Consider the following 15,747-nt stretch of genomic DNA (forward strand, 5'->3'; position numbering starts at 1 on the left):
TGATCGGTGGCCGCACCACGCCGGCCCGGGACGACCAGGAGCAGAGATGATCGAGACCAGGGGGCTGCGGAAGTCGTTCCGCACCCGCGCGGGTCGCGAGAAGAAGACCGTCGACGCGGTCCGCGGCGTCAACCTCGACGTCGCCGAGGGGGAGATCTTCGGCTTCCTCGGGCCCAACGGCGCCGGCAAGACCACCACCCTGCGGATGCTCGCCACCCTCATCGAGCCGGACGGCGGCCAGGCCACCGTCGCCGGCGCCGACCTGCTCCGGGATCCGGCCGGGGTGCGGCGGCGGATCGGCTATGTGCCGCAGGGCGGCAGCACCTGGGACGAGTCCAGCGCCCGCGAGGAGTTGGTGCTCCAGGCCCGCCTCTACGGCATCGCCAAGGACGACGCCAACCGACGGGCCGCCCGCGCGCTCGACGCCTTCCAGCTCAGCGAGTACGCCGACCGCAAGTGCAAGACCTACTCGGGCGGTCAGCGCCGGCGGGTCGAGATCGCGCTCGGCATCATCCACGAGCCGAGGATCGTCTTCCTGGACGAGCCGACCACCGGCCTCGACCCGCAGAGCCGCGCGCACATGTGGGACGAGATCCGCCGGCTCCGCACCGAGGGCATGACCGTCTTCATCACCACGCACTACCTGGACGAGGCCGACGCGCTCTGCGACCGGATCGCGATCATGGACCATGGCGAGGTGGTCGCGGAGGGCACCCCGACCGAGCTGAAGCGCGAGATCTCCGGCGAGGTGGTGGTCGTCGGCCTGGACGCCGCGACCACGCCCCGGGCCGCCGAGATGCTCGACACCGAGGCGTACGTGACCAAGCTGGAGACCGCCGACGAGGGCGGGCTGCGCCTCTATGTCGACGAGGGCGCCGTCGCCATCCCGCTGGTGCTCCGTCGCCTCGACCACGCCGGGCTGGAGCTGCGCTCGATCGAGCTGCACCGCCCCAGCCTCGACGACGTCTTCCTCACCAAGACCGGCCGCTCGCTGCGCGAGTCCTGACCCCCGGAGAAGCTGTCATGAAACTCGCCCGCGACACCTGGTTGATCTTCCAGCGTCAAGCCCAACTGCTGCTGCGCAACCCGGTCTGGCTCTTCGTCGGCATCTTCCAGCCGGTGATGTACCTGCTGCTCTTCGCCCCGCTGCTCAAGCCGGCACTGAACGCGCCCACGCAGGCCGCCGCGTACAAGATCTTCGTACCCGGCCTGTTGGTGCTGCTGGCCATCTTCGGCGGCCTGTTCCAGGGCTTCGGCCTGATCGCCGAGCTGCGCGCCGGTGTGATCGAACGCTCCCGGGTCACCCCGGTCAGCCGGCTCGCCCTGCTGCTCGGCCGGTCCCTGCGCGACGTGGTCTCGCTCATCGTCCAGGCCGTCATCATCACCGTGCTGGCGCTCCTGTTCGACCTGCGTGTCTTCATCGGCTACCTGCTCCTGGCCTATCTGATGCTCGCCCTGATCGCGCTCATGACCTCGGCCGTCTCGTACGGCATCGCCCTCAAGGTCAAGAGCGAGGACGCGCTCGCCCCGCTGATGAACACGGTCGCGCAGCCGGTGCTGCTGCTCTCCGGCATCCTGCTGCCGCTCACCTACGCCCCCGGCTGGCTCCAGGGCGTGGCCAAGTGGAACCCGTTCTCCTGGGCGGTCGACGGCACCCGCGCGCTCTTCGACGGCGACCTCGGCAACGACAACGTCTGGCAGGGGCTCGGCATCATCGCGGTGCTCGCCGTCGCCGGCGTCGTCTGGGCCGCCCGCCAGTTCGCCCGCACCGTGAGATGAAAGGAGGGGCCCCCTTTTAACGCATTCGGTAGAGGAAGGGGCCCCGCTTAACACCGGGGGAGAGCTGCCTCTCACTGAAGGCGGGGTGCCGGTCGCGCGCGCGTAGCGTCGGGCCGGTGCCCCGCCTCACCCGTGACCGGACCACCTGGCTGACCTACGCCCAACTCGGCCTCTGGGGCTTCTTCCTCTACGGGTTCGGCCCGGTCGTACCCCTGCTCCGCGACGAACAGGGCACCAGCGCCGCGGTGGCCGGCCTGCACAGCACCGGCATCGCGGTCGGCGCCCTGACCGGCGGCGCGCTCTTCGCCCCGGTCGCCCGCCGCCTCGGCCGCGGCCCGGCCGTCTGGCTCGGCCTCGCCGGCGTGGCCGCCGGCGTCACCGCCCTCGGCCTGCTCCGCCCGCTGCCCGCCACCATCGCCGCCGTCGCGGTCGTCGCCACCTTCGGCATGATGGTGATCAGCGGCGTCAACGTGGTGCTCACCACCCGGCACGGCCCCGCCGCCCCCGCCGCGCTCACCGAGGCCAACGCCGCCTGCGCCGGCATGGGCATCCTGGCGCCGCTGACCATCGGCGTCACCGTCGACGCCGGCCTCGGCTGGCGGCCGGTGATGGCCGTCGAGGTCGGCCTGATCACGCTGGTCGCGCTCACCGCCATGACCTTCCGGGTACGCCGACCGGAGCGCGCCCCCGCTGCCGCGGCTACCGACCTCCCCGTCCGGGCTCCCGCCGCCGTCCCCCTGCCCAGCGGGCCCGGCGTCGTCCCGGTGCCCGCCGGGTCCGGTGTCGCCACCCCGGAGGCGGTCGACGCTGCCGCAGCCCCCGGGCACCGTCAGCGCCCGGTTAGAACAGGCACTGTCCAGGAACCCGCCCCCGGCGCGGGGCGGCTGCCGCGGGCGTACTGGATCGCCTGGGTGTTGATGTCGTTCACCGGGTCGATCGAGGTCTGCCTGTCGCTCTGGACCGCCGACGTGCTCCGGACCCACGCCGGGCTGAGTGCCGGCGGGGCGTCTGCGGCGGTCGCGGCGATCGTCTGCGGCATGTTCGCCGGTCGTGCCCTCGGCGGTCGGGTCGCGTTGCGCTGGCCACCGGTGCCGCTGCTGCTCGGCGCGCTCACCGTCTCGCTCACCGGGTTCACGCTGTTCTGGGCCAGCCCGGTCGGCTGGCTCGCCGTCACCGGTCTGGTCGTGCTCGGCCTGGGCAACGCGCTGCACTATCCCCTGGCCATCTCCATCGCGCTCGCCGTCGCCGGCCCGGCTGCCGATCGGGCGGCGGGCTGGTCGTCGTACTCGATGGCGGTGGGTTTCGGGATCGCGCCGGTCGTGCTCGGCCGGGTGGCCGACGGCGTCGGACCGCATCTGGCCTTCCTGCTGCTGCCCGCCTTCATCGCGGTGGCCGCGCTGCTGGCCGTGCGCCTCGGCCGCGCCCTGCGCCCGGCCTCCCCGTCCCCCGCCTGAACGGCTCCTTTTCGGCCGTTTGATCCACTCCATCTCGGCGAGGTGGCGGGGTCGGGCTGTTTGATCCACTTCATTTCGGCGAGGTGGCGGGATCAGACGGGCTGGCATGCCGCCATCTCGGCGAACTGGTTCAGCGCACGCGGGCGAGGGTGACCCCGTCGGCGATCGGCAGCATGACGGCCTCGACGCGGGTGTCCGCGACGACCGCGTCGTTGAAGGCGGCGATCGCCCGGTCGTCCGCGTTGCCCGGGGCGAGGACCCGCCCGCCCCGGAGCGTGTTGTCGACCGCGATCACCGCGCCCGAACGCATCCGGGGCACCAGCTCATCCCAGTAGAGCGGATATCCGGCCTTGTCCGCGTCGATGAACGCGAAGTCGAGGTGACGCTCCCTCGGTAGCGCACGCAGCGTGTCCGCGGCCGGCCCGATGCGCAGCTCGATCCGGTCCTGGACGCCCGCCCGGGCCCAGTACCGGCGGGCCACCCCGGTGTACTCCTCGGAGATGTCGAAGCAGGTCAACCGGCCGCCCTCGGCCAGCCCACGAGCGATCGCCAGCGAGGACAGCCCGGTGAACGTGCCCACCTCCACCGCCTGCCGCGCCCCGAGCAGCCGGGTCAGGAACGTCAGGAACGCCGCCTGTTCCGGCGCCACCTGCATGCCCGCCTCGGTCGGCAGCGCCGCCCGGGTCTCCTCGACCAGATCCCGGACGATCTCGTCGGGGGCGGACCCGTGGGCCACCAGGTAGGCGTGCAGTTCCGGGGTCAGCGGCAACGGCTTCGTCGTCATGCCCGGACGTTAGCCGAGATGTGTGACCTCCTGGCCCCCCGGCGCGACCTTCGTCCACAGATCGACCAGGCGCAGGTCCAACTCGCCAAGAAGCCTCCGCAGCAGCGGCAACGAGAGCCCCACCACCGTGCCCGCATCACCCTCGATGCCGGTGAGGAACGCGCCACCCAACCCGTCGATGGTGAACGCGCCGGCCACCGCGAGCGGCTCGCCGGTCGCCACGTATGCGGCGATCTCCTCGTCACTGATGTCGGCGAAGTGCACCGTGGTCGACGCGACGGCCTCCGCACGGGACTCACGCGCCACATCGATCAGACAGTGCCCGGTGTGCAGCACACCGCTGCGCCCACGCATCCGCCGCCACCGCCGGGTCGCGTCCGCCGCGTCGTCCGGCTTGCCCAGAATCTCGCCGTCGAACGCGAGCACCGAGTCACAGCCGAGCACCAACGTGTGCTCGCCCGGATCGGGACGCAGCCGCCCGAGCACTGCCTGCGCCTTCAGCCGGGCCAGCTCGAGACACAGATCCTCGGCCCGGTCACTGACCACCTGCGACTCGTCGACGCCGCTGACCAGCACGTCCGGCTCGATCCCGGCGGCCTGGAGGAGCTTGCGGCGGGCGGGGCTCTGCGAGGCGAGCACGAGGCGCAACGGCATGGAGGTCGACACCCCGCCGACGCTACCGGCTGATCCTCGGTGGCGGATCCCCGGCACGTCGATGCCGCCGCCAGATCAGATAGCCGCCGCCCGCCGCCAGCAGCACCCCGAGGGTCGCGAGGCCCCGGACCGTGCTGTCGTCACCGCCGGTCCCGGGCGGGGCCGGGGCCGTCACCCCGGTGGATTCAAAACCGAGCGGGGGTACGTCCGCAGTGAGCGCGGCGACCAGATCGATGACTCCGTAGCCGTACTGGTCGTCGCGGCCCGGCGGTCCCTTGTCGATGGCGGTCGCGGTGAGCCGGTGTGCGACCTCTTCGGCGGGAAGGTCGGGATATTTGGAGCGGATGAGCGCAGCGGCCCCAGCCACGATCGCAGTGGCGCTGGAAGTTCCAGTGCCCTTCGAGTACTTGCCGCCAAAGCTGGTGCTGTAGATGTCGACCGCAGGTGCCGCGACATCTACCCGGGGCCCACTGACAGAAAAGGCGGCATGTCTTCCTGAGCGGTCAATACCGGCTACTGCGATAACGCCTTTCTGTGCAGCAGGAAAACCAACGCCAGCAGCTTCAGGTAGATTTCCAACACCTGCAACGACAATGATGTCTGCCGCCAGTGCGCTGCTTACGGCCCGTACCAACTTCTCGCTCGTCACTCCTGCGCTGGAGATGCTTATTACGTCGGCGTGTTGAGTTACGGCGTAATCGATCGCTTCAGCGAGGGTGTCAGCGTTGCCGTAATTGTCGGATGTCGAGGATATCAAGGGAAGTATCTTAGCTTCAGGCGCTATCCCTAGGGCTCCCAAGCCTTCTCCCGATCCGTGCGCTGCTATGAGGCCAGCCATGGCTGTGCCATGGCTGTTCGCATCATGTAGACCATCGCCACGTTGCGCGATTAGATCTTTTCCCTCAAGAAGGTTGCGCGTCAGGTCGGGATGAGGATCTACCCCCGTGTCAGGTAGGGCAACCAGCACGCCGGCCCCTCGACTGATCCTATGGGCATCCTTGACGCTCAGATAATCGAGATGCCACTGATCCGCTCGAACTTGGGCAGCATTGTCGGGTGAAGCAGGACTGGCATGTGGCGGTGCCAACTGAGCTGCTGGCAGGCCGACTGCGGCATAAACCGCCAGCGCGATGCGTATAGTTAGGTCGCTCAATTGTGGCGGCCGATTGCTGGACCAGGGTCGATGGGGCCCTCCTCATCAGGAGGGAGGACAATCGGACTGACGCCTTCTTGAGTTGTCCATGGGTTGTCCGTATCCCACACGCGGGAGGTTCCGGGCGGTTCTTGCTTGCGGGTGGCCCAGCCGGCCCCAGGAGGAAACCCTGGATGGGGTGCTCCGCCCTGCGGTCCCATCAGTGGCCCTCTACCGATTCCAGGGCGTGGTCCAGCCGACCCGGTTGGGGTGGTACCTGCACCACCGCCTCCGATTACACCGCCGAAAGGATTTATCCGTCGCGAAGCTGCGCCCCGCGGGGATGGCTGGCTTAACGCTCCAGGCGGCTGGCCTATCAGGCCATTGGGATACGTCGGACGCGGAGCGGAGGCAGGTGGAGTTCCTCCTCCGGTAACGGCTTTGCCTCCGCTTCGAGGGATCGGTGGCTTATCGAAAGCTTTCGGCGTCATTCTCGACGTAGTGCCGGGAGGCGGCAAAATCCCTCCACCTAGCGAGGAGGGCTGAGTTGCTGTGCTTCCCGGCGCTGTGGGCGCGGCGGGAGGTGTCAGCGTAGGTCCGGCACCGCCCAGGATGGGCCCGACGCCTGCTGCGTTTGCCGCAATTGGAGAGCTTTGCGGGCGGCTCCCACTTCTACTAGGGGCGGGCTCTGATGGCGTGCTAGTAATCGCAACTGGGACGATTGGTGGAATAATAGGAGGTGCTTGGCTCAGCCCGTATACATCTGAGTTGTTCGTTTCGATCCCGGGTCGACGAACGAGCGGCGGGCGCTGAAGCATGACCTGGGCCTGCTGGAGTTCTCCGCTCAACCCCGTCATCAGCCCACGCGCCCGCACGTTCAACTGCTCCAAGTCGTCGTCCGTCACCGGGGGTCGTTCCGGCAGCCGGCTACCCGCCACCGCCTTCGGGTCGGCGATGGTCGCCTCGTACGCCCGCTTCTGGCGCAGCTTGGTCGCGTACTCGTCGTGGAGCGGTTGCAGTTGGGTGCGGGCGCTGCCGATGGCGCGGGCGGCGGCGGCCAGCGCGTCGTAGTTCGCGGCGGCGGCGTCGTGGGTGTGTTGGACGCGCTCGATGAGCTGGTCGAGTTCGCCGACGTACGCCCGGGCGGCGGCGTTGGTCTCGGGTGGCCACGCCTCGGCGAGCCCGCGTCGGTATTCCCGCAGCCGGCCGAGGTGGGCAAGCGCGAGGTCGCAGACCTTGCGCCAGCCGGCGACCTGCTTCCACTGGCCGGTGGTGTCCTGGTCGTGCAGGCACGCCCACATGCTGAGCACGTCCATCAGCCGCCAGTCGGTGAGCCCGGAGGTGCGTCCGCCGCCCCGTTCGATCACGGCAGGACCACCCGGCCCTGGTCGGGTCCGGTGGGGTCGGCAAGTGGTGGGGTGGGGCGCACGACGGTGGTGGGGGGTGCGGCGAGCGCCCGTTCGACGTCGGCGACGCGGGCGGAGGAGAAGGCGTCCGCGTCGTCGTAGTGGGCGGCGATCCGGCCGGCGGCGTCGGCCAGCCGGCCGGTGGCGGGGGCGAGGTCCCACACGGCGCTGACGGCGGCCTTCTGGGTCTCGTGGTGGGCCTGCATGAACTGGACCAGCTCGATGAAGGCGTCGGCCGGGTTGGGCACGGCGGCTTTCATGTCGTCGGCGATGTAGGACAGGTGGGGCGCGTAGTTGCGGGTGACCTCGTCCTGGAGCCGTTCGGCGAACTCTCTCATCTGGCGGATGTCGGCCTCGATGCCGCCGTAGTCACGCAGCCAGCCGCCTGGCCGGTTGTCCTCCGGGATCATCGGACCTCCCTGCCCGTCACCGTACGGTTTCCCAGAGTGAGGTTAATGGCTCCACTCGGATCCCGGCAGCCCCGCCAGGGCTCCGTACACGGGGAAGGTTTCAGCGGGGAAGGCCGGCGGCGCGCCACGCGCCGGGACCGGCGGCGGGCATCGCGCGGACCGGGCGGGCGCTGCGCGTCCAGTGCGACACCGCGGTGGGCGCGGCGACCGCGACCGGCCGGGTACGCACCATGATCGCGCCGACCAGAGCGGCCAGCTCCTCGGCGGTGGGCACCCCACGGACGATCCGGAACACCGGCTCTTCGGCAGACATGGACCCAAGGGTACGCGCGTCGTGAAGTCGACCTTCGGCAGACAGTGGCGTGCCGGCGGTGTGTGCGTCAGGGTGGCCGGGTACCGTTTCTGCGATGTCGAACGCACTTCCCCAACTCGTCGCTGACCGGTATCGGCTTCTCACGCCGCTCGGTCAGGGCGGCATGGGCCGCGTCTGGAAGGCGCGGGACGAGGTGCTGCACCGGGACGTCGCGATCAAGGAGCTGGTCCCGCCGCCGGGTCTCACCCCGGACGAGCGCCGCGAGATGCGGGAGCGTTCGCTGCGTGAGGCGCGGGCCATCGCCCGGCTCAACAACGTCAACGTGGTCCGCATCTTCGACGTGCTGCGCACCGACGGCGACCCGTGGATCGTCATGGAATACGTCGCGTCGAAGTCGTTGCAGGACACGATCGCCGAGGACGGCCCGGTGTCGGTGGCCAAGGCGGTCGAGATCGGTCTCGGCGTGCTCGGCGCGTTGAAGGCCGCGCACAAGGCCGGCATCATGCACCGCGACGTCAAGCCGGGCAACGTGCTGCTCGGCGAGGACGGTCGGGTGGTGCTGACCGACTTCGGCCTGGCGACCATCCCGGGTGACCCGAACGTGACCCGCACCGGCATGGTGCTCGGTTCGCCGGCCTACATCTCGCCCGAGCGGGCGCGGGACGGCACCGCCGGGCCGGAGGCCGACCTGTGGTCGCTCGGCGCGACGCTCTACGCCGCCGTGGAGGGCAAGTCGCCGTACGCTCGCCCGTCGGCGATCGCCACGCTCGCCGCTCTCGCCACCGAGCCGATGCCGCCGCCGCGCAACGCGGGGCCGCTCAAGCCGGTGCTCCAGGGGCTGCTGCGCAAGGACCCGGACGAGCGGATCACCGCCGAGGTGGCGGAGCGCATGCTGCGCAAGGTCGGTGGCCGGCGGGTCAAGGGCATCTCGCTGCTTGACGGCGTACGCCGGCCGGGGCCGAACGGTCCGCGGGTGCCGCGCCCGCCGCTGGTGCCGGCGCCGCGACCGGCCGACGACCGGGTCGAGCGTGCGGCCACCGCGGCGTCCGGGGTCGCCGCGGCCGGGGGTGTGGCCGCCGCGGACCCGACGGCGAAGGTGCCGGCCTCCGCCTCGGACGCCGGCCCGACCGCGAAGGTGAGCCCGCCAGTCACCGAACCGACGACGAAACTCGACGCGGACCCGCAGACCGACGCGGACCGGCAGGTCGACGAGACGCGGGTGGGCGACGTCGATCCGGCGCTCGACGAGACCCGGCTCGACGGTGAGCCGGTGGCCGCCGCTCCCGCGCAGCGCTCGGCCCCGGTCAGTCCGGCCCCGGGCGACTCCGTTCCGGTCAGCCCGGTGCCGGTCAGCCCCGCGCCGACGACCGGCCGGGCGACGGTGCTGCCGGCGGTCAAGGTGGCGCCGAACCGGCGGAACCTGCTGATCGGCGCGCTGGCCCTGGTGCTGCTTGTCGGCGTGGCGGTGGCCGTGCCGCTGCTCAACAACGGCGACGACGACGGTGACGGCGGCAAGCCCTCGGCCGGTTCCTCGGTGGCGTCGGCGGTCCCGCCGGCGGCCAGCGACAGCGCCTCGCCGAGCGCCAGCGCCAGCGCGAGCGCGTCGCCGAGCAGTTCGTCGCCCAGCGCGACGCCGTCGGCGAGCCCGTCGGCGTCGGCGTTCACCCTGCCGACCGGTTGGCGCTACTACACCGGCTCGAACGGCTTCAAGGTGCCCATCCCGAACGGCTGGCAGGCCCGGCCCGGCAACAACCAGGTCGTGCTCTACGAGGTCGGCGGCGCCAAGCGGGTCCTGTTCATGCAGTGGACCGACTCGCCGAAGAAGGACGCGGTGGCCGACTGGCGGGAACAGGAGCCGTACCGGCGCTCGCGGGTCAGCGACTACAAGTTGGTCGACATCACTCGGTGCGACGACTACTACCGCACCTGCGCCGACTGGGACTGGCTGGAGACGCGCAACGACGGCACCCGCTTCCACGTGCGTAACCGGGGCGTGGCGACGGCAAGCAACCGGGGGTACGCGCTGCGCTGGGAGGTGCCGGCGAAGGACTGGGAGGCAAACCTCGGTGCCTTCGACGTCATCACCAGGGGCTTCGTGCCGGACCGGGTGAACTGACGCCCGGTAATCCCGCCGTCGCCGAACTCGCGGGCATGACTTTCCGTAGCGGGGGGTATGGATACCCCTGACGACGGAAGGAGGTGCGACATGGGTTACCGACGCAGGGACACCGGCCCTCGGCTGGCACTGTGGATGCTCGTCGCGCTCGGCGACGCCGTCCTGCTCCTGATCTCCGCCGGCATGTCCGCGCCGGTCGCGGTCCTCGGTGTCCTCACCCTCACCATCGCGGGCGTCGCGGCGTGGCGCTGGACCCGCCGGCCCGCCCCGGTTCCCGTCCCGACCGGCACGCGCCGCCGCGCCTGAGCCAGGACCAGACGGTACGACGACAGCGGGATCGCCTCCACACGAGGCGATCCCGCTGCGACGCCGTGTCCGTCAGGTGTTGTTGGCCAGGGCGATCAGCCGGCTCCGGTCACCGTTCCAGTAGTTGCGGTCGACATTGCCGCTGATCCCGGAGACTCGGCCGGTGCTCGTGTACTGCCAGAAGCTCCACACCGGCGCGCCGGCCGGCAGGGTGCCGGGCGAGCTGGCCCAGCGGGCGAGCCACAGCGGGTGGTTGGCCCACGGGCCGGTCCAGCTTCCGGTGCACTGGTTCCACCAGCTCGCCGTGGTGTAGATGACCGCGTACCGGCCGGTGCGGGAGCGGTAGGTGTTGAGGAAGTCCTGGATCCAGTTGCGCATGCCGGTGGTGCTCAGGCCGTAGCAGGTGCCACCGCTGTACGGGTTGGCCTCGACGTCAAGCGCGGCGGGCAGCGTACGGCTGTCGGCGGACCAGGCGCCGCCGTTGCTGGCCAGGTAGTTGGCCTGGGTGGAGCCGGCGGAGATGTTCGGCCGCGCGAAGTGGTAGGCGCCCCGGATCACACCGGCGTTGTAGGCGTTCACGTAGTTCGCGTTGAAGCTCGAGTCCTTGTAGCTGGTGCCTTCGGTGGCTTTGATGTAGGCGAACTGGATGCCGGCGTTGCGCACGCTGGTCCAGTTGATGCTGCCCTGGTAGTGGGAGACGTCGACGCCGGGCGTGGTCGCGGCGGCGGCGGGTCCGCCGGTCGCCACGAGGGCCGCAGCCGCGGTGGCGGCCACGGTCAGGCCGGTCGCGAGCAGCCGGCGTACGGAGAGTCTGGTACGGGCCATGGTGTGCCTCCAGAGGACGTCAACTGATTGACGCCCATCTTTGGAGGTTAGTGCCCTAGATCGCAATAGGGCGCTAGAAAATTTTCATCCGTTCACCGGAGGTCTCCTGGATCCATGGCCCATCGAAACGGCTCGGTCACGCTCAGAGTCTCGCCGGCCTTCGCCACCCCGTCCTCGACGTAGTGCCCCCCGTCGAGCCGGTGCAGCCGCAGCAAGTGGCCGTCCCCGTCCTGCTCGACCAGCAGATACCACGGAATCCGGGCCACCGCGTAGAGCTGCATCTTCAGCACCCGGTCGACCCCGGCGTTGCCGGGCCGCACAACCTCCCCGACGAGGACGACGCGATCTGCTTCGAGCACGGTGCCCTCGTCGTCGGCGTCCGTGACGACCAGGTCCGGAATCATGATCCGGTTGGCGTCGAGCCGCACGTTGACGGCCTCGTAGACGAACAAGCCGGCCGGTTCGGCCGCCAGTTCGACGGCGTTCGCCAGCCGTCGCGCCACCCGCTGATGCCTTCGGCTCGGGGCGGCGCTGACGACCAGACCGCCGTCGAACAGCTCGATGCGGCAACGGCTCTCGCCCGTCGCCAGGTAGTCGGCTTCGGTCAACGGGGTCACCGGCGAACCGAGCATTGCGCTCACCCGACCTCACCTCCGTTCCGGCGTCCGGTCCGCCCAGTGTGACCTGCCGAGGGACGCGGCCGGTCGAACGACACGGCTCGGGCCGGTAGGCTCCCCGCTCATGCCCCTGATCGACGGCCTCACCACGCTCTGGGACACGCTGCTGAGCGCCCAGCCGGACCCGCCGCCGCTGCTTGTGGTGCTCACCGCCGTGGTCGCGCTCGCCGTGGTCGCCGCCCGGGTGCCCTGGCGGATCGCCCGCAACGCGGTGACCATCGCGCACGAGGGCGGCCACGCGCTTCTGGCGCTGCTCACCGGCCGCCGGCTGCACGGCATCCGGCTGCACTCGGACACCTCCGGGCTGACCCTCTCCGCCGGCCGACCCACCGGGCCGGGCATGATTCTCACGCTTGTCGCCGGGTACGTCGCCCCGTCGCTGCTCGGTCTCGGCGGCGCGTGGCTGCTGGCCGGTAACCGGATCACCCTGCTGCTCTGGCTGGCGGTGGCGCTACTGCTGGCCATGCTGCTGCTGATCCGCAACCTCTTCGGGGCACTGTCGGTGCTCGTCACGGGCGGCGTCGTGCTCGCCGTGTCCTGGTACACCTCGCCCCAGGTGCAAGCCGTGTTCGCCTGGACCTCGATCTGGTTCCTGCTGTTCGGCGGCGTACGGCCGGTGTTCGAACTGCGCCGCCAGCGCAGCCGGGGCCGGATGCCGGAGTCGGACGCCGACCAGCTCGCCCGGCTCACGCCGTTCCCGCCGCTGTTCTGGGTGGGGCTGTTCCTGCTGACGAGCGTCGGCGCGTTGCTCGCCGGCGCGCTGCTGCTGACCGGCCCGATCCTCGCCGACAGCGGCCTCACCGGCTGACCCGTCCCGCCTTCAGCGCTCCGCGCGCCCACTTCAGCATCCCGCACCCGTTCTTCCGGCAGTGGGTGCAGTGACCGGTGGCGTGGTGCTGCGTCACCACGCGCTGCGCTGTCCATATCACAAGGGCCGGCGTCACGGCCCCTTCATCGATCGGCACGCTCGGACCTCCCGAGACAGGCAGGTCCGAGCACCGAACTCCGTTCAAGTGCCCGAACCGCTACCGGTTGTGACCGGTTAACCATCGCTTAGGAGTGCCCCCCTGTCAACTATGACAGTGCATAAGGACCGGCCATGCCGATGACGCTGCCAGCGAAAACAGGTGACCCACAAGGGGTTACGGATACGTAAGGGGGTCGGCTCGGGATCCTCAGTCCATGGTCCGGAAGTTGTACGGCTCCGCTGAGCTACAGGAACGTCTGGGCGTGTCGCGCGTCCGGGTCGTCCAGCTCACGAGCCGACCCGACTTCCCCGAGCCGTTCGAACGCCTGGCCGGCGGCTCGGTCTGGTGGGCGGAGGACGTGGAGCGGTGGATCGCAGAACACCAGCCGTGGAAGGCGCGTGGGGCGGATGAGCCGCCCCCGCCCGAAGGCTAGGACCAAGCGCCCGCGCGACATGACGATTGATCTCACCCCTGTGGGGCAGAATCGGACGGGTGCGATACGTGATCATCGGAGCGGGCGCGGTCGGCGGCACCATCGGCGTACTCCTGGCCGAGGCCGGCCGGGACGTGACGCTCGTGGCCCGCGGCGCGCACCTGGACGCGCTGCGTGAGCGGGGGTTGACGCTGCGGCGGCCCGACGGCACGGTGACCGCCCGACCGCCGGCGGTGGCCGGCCCGGACGGTCCGCCGCTGCCGGCCGACACCGTGCTGGTCCTCACGGTCAAGTCGCAGGACACCGTCGCCGCGCTGGCGACCTGGGTGGACGCCCCGGTCGAGGGCGGCGGGACGGCGGGGGAGCGGCTGCCGGTCGTGCTCGCCCAGAACGGCGTGGCGAACGAGACGGCCGCGCTGCGCCTCTTCGCCCGCGTGCACCCGGTCTGCGTGTGGCTGCCCGCCACCCACCTGGAGCCGGGTGTGGTGGTCGCCAACGGGCACCCGCATCCGGGCATGCTGCACCTCGGGCGCTACCCGACCGGCGCGGACGACACCAGCCGGGCGGTCGCCGCCGACCTGACCGCCGCCGGTTTCGTCGCCCCGGTCCGCGACGACGTGATGCGCTGGAAGTACGGCAAGCTCCTGGCCAACCTCGGCAACGGCCTCCAGGCGCTGCTCGGCCGCGACGTGCCCGAGCACCTGTCGCAGCGGGTACGCGCCGAGGGCGAGGCGGCGCTGGCCGCCGCCGGCATCCCGCACACCACCCGCGAGGAGGAAGCCGCCGAACGCGGCGACCTGGTGTCGCACCGGCCGGTCGACGGCGAGCCGCGGTCCGGTGGCTCCACCTGGCAGAGCCTGGCCCGGGGCGCCGGCTCCGCCGAGGCCGACCACCTCAACGGCGAGATCGTGCTGCTCGGCCGCCTGCACGGGGTGCCCACCCCGGTCAACGCGGCGGTGCAGGTCGCGGTGCGCCGGGCGGTCCGGGAGCGGATCCCGGCCGGCGACTTCCCGCTGGGCGAGCTGGAGAAATCGGTCGGCTGACCGCGCAACCGCATCCGGTACGCCAGGCGTCTCCCCTGCGACCGCCCCGGGGGAGGTAACAGCGTGTCGGACGTCGACGGGTTCGACGAGTTCTACCGCGGCAGCCGGCAACGGCTGCTCGGCTTCATCTACGTGCTCACCGGCAACCTCGCCGAGGCGCAGGACGCCGTGCAGGAGGCGTACATCCGGGCCTGGCAGCGGTGGCCGACGGTGCGCGGCTACGACGACCCGGAGGCATGGTTGCGGGTGGTGGCCAGCCGGATCGCGGTGAGCCGGTGGCGCAGCCTGCGCAGCCGTGCCCGCGCCTACCTGCGGCACGGGGCGCAGGAGAGCGTCCCCGCCCCGAACACGGACACGGTCGAGGTGGTGGCGGCGTTACGGCGGCTGCCCGAGGAGCAACGCACCGCCATCGCGCTCTACTACCTGCTCGGCATGCCGGTCGCCGAGGTGGCTCGGGAGACCGAGGCGCCGGTCGGCACGGTCAAGGCGCGGCTGTCCCGGGGGCGCTCCGCGCTCGCGGAACTGCTCGCGGTCGTGGATCTGGAGGAGCCCGCCGATGCGTGACGACGACCTGACGTTCATCGAAGCGGTCCAGCGGGACCTGTACACCGTCCGCTGGGCGGAACCGGCCGAGCTGCGGGCCCGCGCGCGGCGGCGCAGCCGGCGTACGGCGGTCGCGGCGGCCGTGGCGGTGCTGGCGCTCACCTCCGGGGCCGCGTTCGTGGCGAGCCGAGGCGCCACCGCGCCGGCGTCGGCGCCGGCCGCTGCCGGCCCGTCGGTGTCCGCCTGGACCGCCGCCGAGGTGCCCGCCGAGGCGCTGCTGCAACCGGCGGACCTGCGGCCGGCCATCGCGAGCCCGTGGAACGAGGCAGGTCTGGGCGAGGAGATCCGCCTGGACCAGATGCTCGAGGTGTGCCGGAAGGACCAGGGACTGTTGACGCGATGGGAGCAGTCCCGATACTCGCGTTCGGTCGCCATCGTCCGGGAGCGCCCGGGCGGGGCCGACCAGCGGGAGGGTCAGGTGCTCGCCATACAGGACCTCTACCGGGTGCAGCCGGAGCGGGCCGACGAACTCTTCGACGGGCTGCCGGCGCTGCTCGGGCCGTGCCGGCAGTGGCGGTCGAGCGGACCCACGGCGTGGCGGGGCACCACGATCACGGCGGAGGCCGTCCACTCCTGGCAGGAGGTCGACCGCGACTTCGCCGGCGACGAGTCGGTGCTCGTGCGCCACACGGTCGGCCCGGCCCGCAATCTGGACACCGGCGCGCCGCTGGACGACCGCACGTCCGTCACGGCGCAGGCGGTTATCCGGGTCGGTGATCTGGTGAGCGTGCTTCGCAACGGGTCGGACGGCAGTGAGTCGCAGTTGCGGGACCTGGCCCGGGTGGCGGCCGAGCGGATGTGTGTCGCCGCCAACCCCGGCTGCTGACCCCGGGCCGTGTTAAGA

General features: G+C 71.2%; 18 protein-coding genes. 11 read left to right on the forward strand and 7 right to left on the reverse strand.

Features of this window, described 5'->3' with window-relative positions; genetic code table 11:
• Positions 1-46: 46 nt before the first annotated feature.
• The 3 genes from O7619_RS08215 (at position 47) to O7619_RS08225 (ending at position 3,233) form a co-directional block, all read left to right on the forward strand.
• A complete protein-coding gene (locus tag O7619_RS08215; RefSeq protein WP_282286743.1) occupies positions 47-1,006 on the forward strand; it encodes an ATP-binding cassette domain-containing protein in 960 nt (319 codons plus the stop codon).
• A 17-nt stretch (positions 1,007-1,023) separates the two neighbouring features.
• The gene (locus O7619_RS08220; RefSeq protein WP_282286744.1) at positions 1,024-1,779 is read left to right on the forward strand and encodes an ABC transporter permease; all 756 of its coding nucleotides are present in this window, start codon (positions 1,024-1,026) and stop codon (positions 1,777-1,779) included.
• A gap of 116 nt (positions 1,780-1,895) precedes the next feature.
• Complete coding sequence (locus O7619_RS08225; protein ID WP_282286745.1) at positions 1,896-3,233, forward strand: MFS transporter; 1,338 nt, start codon at positions 1,896-1,898, stop codon at positions 3,231-3,233.
• Positions 3,234-3,363: 130 nt separating this feature from the next.
• Here the strand turns inward: O7619_RS08225 and O7619_RS08230 are convergent, their stop codons facing one another.
• Genes O7619_RS08230 through O7619_RS08240 form a run of 3 tightly spaced genes read right to left on the reverse strand, consistent with a single transcriptional unit; the run spans position 3,364 to position 5,758 of the window.
• Positions 3,364-4,017, reverse strand: coding sequence for an O-methyltransferase (locus O7619_RS08230; protein ID WP_282286747.1), 654 nt, complete (start codon positions 4,015-4,017; stop codon positions 3,364-3,366).
• A gap of 9 nt (positions 4,018-4,026) precedes the next feature.
• The gene (locus O7619_RS08235) at positions 4,027-4,683 is read right to left on the reverse strand and encodes a nucleoside triphosphate pyrophosphatase (RefSeq protein WP_282286748.1); all 657 of its coding nucleotides are present in this window, start codon (positions 4,681-4,683) and stop codon (positions 4,027-4,029) included.
• Between the two features lie 10 nt (positions 4,684-4,693).
• Entirely contained in the window at positions 4,694-5,758 is a 1,065-nt protein-coding gene (locus O7619_RS08240) for a S8 family serine peptidase (protein ID WP_282288731.1), read from the reverse strand.
• An 861-nt stretch (positions 5,759-6,619) separates the two neighbouring features.
• On the opposite strand from O7619_RS08240, the gene O7619_RS30135 reads away from it, so the two are divergent.
• Positions 6,620-6,874, forward strand: coding sequence for a hypothetical protein (locus O7619_RS30135; protein ID WP_348774355.1), 255 nt, complete (start codon positions 6,620-6,622; stop codon positions 6,872-6,874).
• A 292-nt stretch (positions 6,875-7,166) separates the two neighbouring features.
• Here the strand turns inward: O7619_RS30135 and O7619_RS08250 are convergent, their stop codons facing one another.
• Both O7619_RS08250 and O7619_RS08255 read right to left on the reverse strand, forming a co-directional pair.
• The gene (locus O7619_RS08250) at positions 7,167-7,619 is read right to left on the reverse strand and encodes a hypothetical protein (RefSeq protein ID WP_282286749.1); all 453 of its coding nucleotides are present in this window, start codon (positions 7,617-7,619) and stop codon (positions 7,167-7,169) included.
• Positions 7,620-7,719: 100 nt separating this feature from the next.
• Positions 7,720-7,932: an acyl-CoA carboxylase subunit epsilon gene (locus O7619_RS08255; RefSeq protein ID WP_282286750.1), complete on the reverse strand. Its 213-nt coding sequence runs from the start codon at positions 7,930-7,932 to the stop codon at positions 7,720-7,722.
• Between the two features lie 94 nt (positions 7,933-8,026).
• On the opposite strand from O7619_RS08255, the gene O7619_RS08260 reads away from it, so the two are divergent.
• Positions 8,027-10,048 carry a serine/threonine-protein kinase gene (locus O7619_RS08260; protein ID WP_282286751.1) on the forward strand — a complete coding sequence of 674 codons (2,022 nt, stop codon included), beginning with the start codon at positions 8,027-8,029 and terminating at the stop codon, positions 10,046-10,048.
• 90 nt (positions 10,049-10,138) lie between these two features.
• Entirely contained in the window at positions 10,139-10,354 is a 216-nt protein-coding gene (locus O7619_RS08265) for a hypothetical protein (RefSeq protein WP_282286752.1), read from the forward strand.
• A gap of 72 nt (positions 10,355-10,426) precedes the next feature.
• On the opposite strand, the gene O7619_RS08270 is transcribed toward O7619_RS08265, so the two are convergent.
• Together O7619_RS08270 and O7619_RS08275 are read right to left on the reverse strand one after the other, a co-directional pair.
• Positions 10,427-11,179 (reverse strand): GH25 family lysozyme, encoded by a 753-nt coding sequence (locus O7619_RS08270; protein WP_282286753.1) that lies wholly within the window; start codon positions 11,177-11,179, stop codon positions 10,427-10,429.
• Positions 11,180-11,271: 92 nt separating this feature from the next.
• Positions 11,272-11,811, reverse strand: a complete 540-nt coding sequence (locus O7619_RS08275; RefSeq protein ID WP_282288733.1) for a Uma2 family endonuclease — start codon at positions 11,809-11,811, stop codon at positions 11,272-11,274.
• Between the two features lie 109 nt (positions 11,812-11,920).
• Between O7619_RS08275 and O7619_RS08280 the strand changes: the two genes are divergently transcribed.
• From O7619_RS08280 to O7619_RS08300, 5 genes are all read left to right on the forward strand, one after another.
• Positions 11,921-12,664 carry a M50 family metallopeptidase gene (locus O7619_RS08280; RefSeq protein ID WP_282286755.1) on the forward strand — a complete coding sequence of 248 codons (744 nt, stop codon included), beginning with the start codon at positions 11,921-11,923 and terminating at the stop codon, positions 12,662-12,664.
• A 374-nt stretch (positions 12,665-13,038) separates the two neighbouring features.
• A complete protein-coding gene (locus O7619_RS08285) occupies positions 13,039-13,257 on the forward strand; it encodes a DNA-binding protein (protein WP_282286757.1) in 219 nt (72 codons plus the stop codon).
• 59 nt (positions 13,258-13,316) lie between these two features.
• Positions 13,317-14,300, forward strand: coding sequence for a 2-dehydropantoate 2-reductase N-terminal domain-containing protein (locus tag O7619_RS08290; protein WP_282286759.1), 984 nt, complete (start codon positions 13,317-13,319; stop codon positions 14,298-14,300).
• 63 nt (positions 14,301-14,363) lie between these two features.
• The gene (locus O7619_RS08295; protein WP_282286761.1) at positions 14,364-14,864 is read left to right on the forward strand and encodes a SigE family RNA polymerase sigma factor; all 501 of its coding nucleotides are present in this window, start codon (positions 14,364-14,366) and stop codon (positions 14,862-14,864) included.
• On the forward strand, positions 14,857-15,729 hold the full coding sequence (locus O7619_RS08300; RefSeq protein ID WP_282286763.1) for a hypothetical protein: 873 nt from the start codon (positions 14,857-14,859) through the stop codon (positions 15,727-15,729). The genes O7619_RS08295 and O7619_RS08300 overlap by 8 nt, the downstream gene beginning before the upstream one ends.
• The last annotated feature ends 18 nt before the right edge of the window (positions 15,730-15,747 follow it).

It is taken from the genome of Micromonospora sp. WMMD998 (assembly GCF_029581235.1).
Lineage (GTDB): Bacteria > Actinomycetota > Actinomycetes > Mycobacteriales > Micromonosporaceae > Micromonospora.

Excerpts from the sequence above, each read along its gene's own strand:
- O7619_RS08215 (WP_282286743.1), top strand. The coding sequence starts at position 47 with ATGATCGAGACCAGGGGGCTGCGGAAGTCGTTCCGCACCCGCGCGGGT.
- O7619_RS08220 (WP_282286744.1), top strand. The coding sequence starts at position 1,024 with ATGAAACTCGCCCGCGACACCTGGTTGATCTTCCAGCGTCAAGCCCAA.
- O7619_RS08230 (WP_282286747.1), bottom strand. The coding sequence starts at position 4,017 with ATGACGACGAAGCCGTTGCCGCTGACCCCGGAACTGCACGCCTACCTG.
- O7619_RS30135 (WP_348774355.1), top strand. The coding sequence starts at position 6,620 with ATGACCTGGGCCTGCTGGAGTTCTCCGCTCAACCCCGTCATCAGCCCA.
- O7619_RS08250 (WP_282286749.1), bottom strand. The coding sequence starts at position 7,619 with ATGATCCCGGAGGACAACCGGCCAGGCGGCTGGCTGCGTGACTACGGC.
- O7619_RS08255 (WP_282286750.1), bottom strand. The coding sequence starts at position 7,932 with ATGTCTGCCGAAGAGCCGGTGTTCCGGATCGTCCGTGGGGTGCCCACC.
- O7619_RS08260 (WP_282286751.1), top strand. The coding sequence starts at position 8,027 with ATGTCGAACGCACTTCCCCAACTCGTCGCTGACCGGTATCGGCTTCTC.
- O7619_RS08265 (WP_282286752.1), top strand. The coding sequence starts at position 10,139 with ATGGGTTACCGACGCAGGGACACCGGCCCTCGGCTGGCACTGTGGATG.
- O7619_RS08270 (WP_282286753.1), bottom strand. The coding sequence starts at position 11,179 with ATGGCCCGTACCAGACTCTCCGTACGCCGGCTGCTCGCGACCGGCCTG.
- O7619_RS08275 (WP_282288733.1), bottom strand. The coding sequence starts at position 11,811 with ATGCTCGGTTCGCCGGTGACCCCGTTGACCGAAGCCGACTACCTGGCG.
- O7619_RS08280 (WP_282286755.1), top strand. The coding sequence starts at position 11,921 with ATGCCCCTGATCGACGGCCTCACCACGCTCTGGGACACGCTGCTGAGC.
- O7619_RS08285 (WP_282286757.1), top strand. The coding sequence starts at position 13,039 with ATGGTCCGGAAGTTGTACGGCTCCGCTGAGCTACAGGAACGTCTGGGC.
- O7619_RS08300 (WP_282286763.1), top strand. The coding sequence starts at position 14,857 with ATGCGTGACGACGACCTGACGTTCATCGAAGCGGTCCAGCGGGACCTG.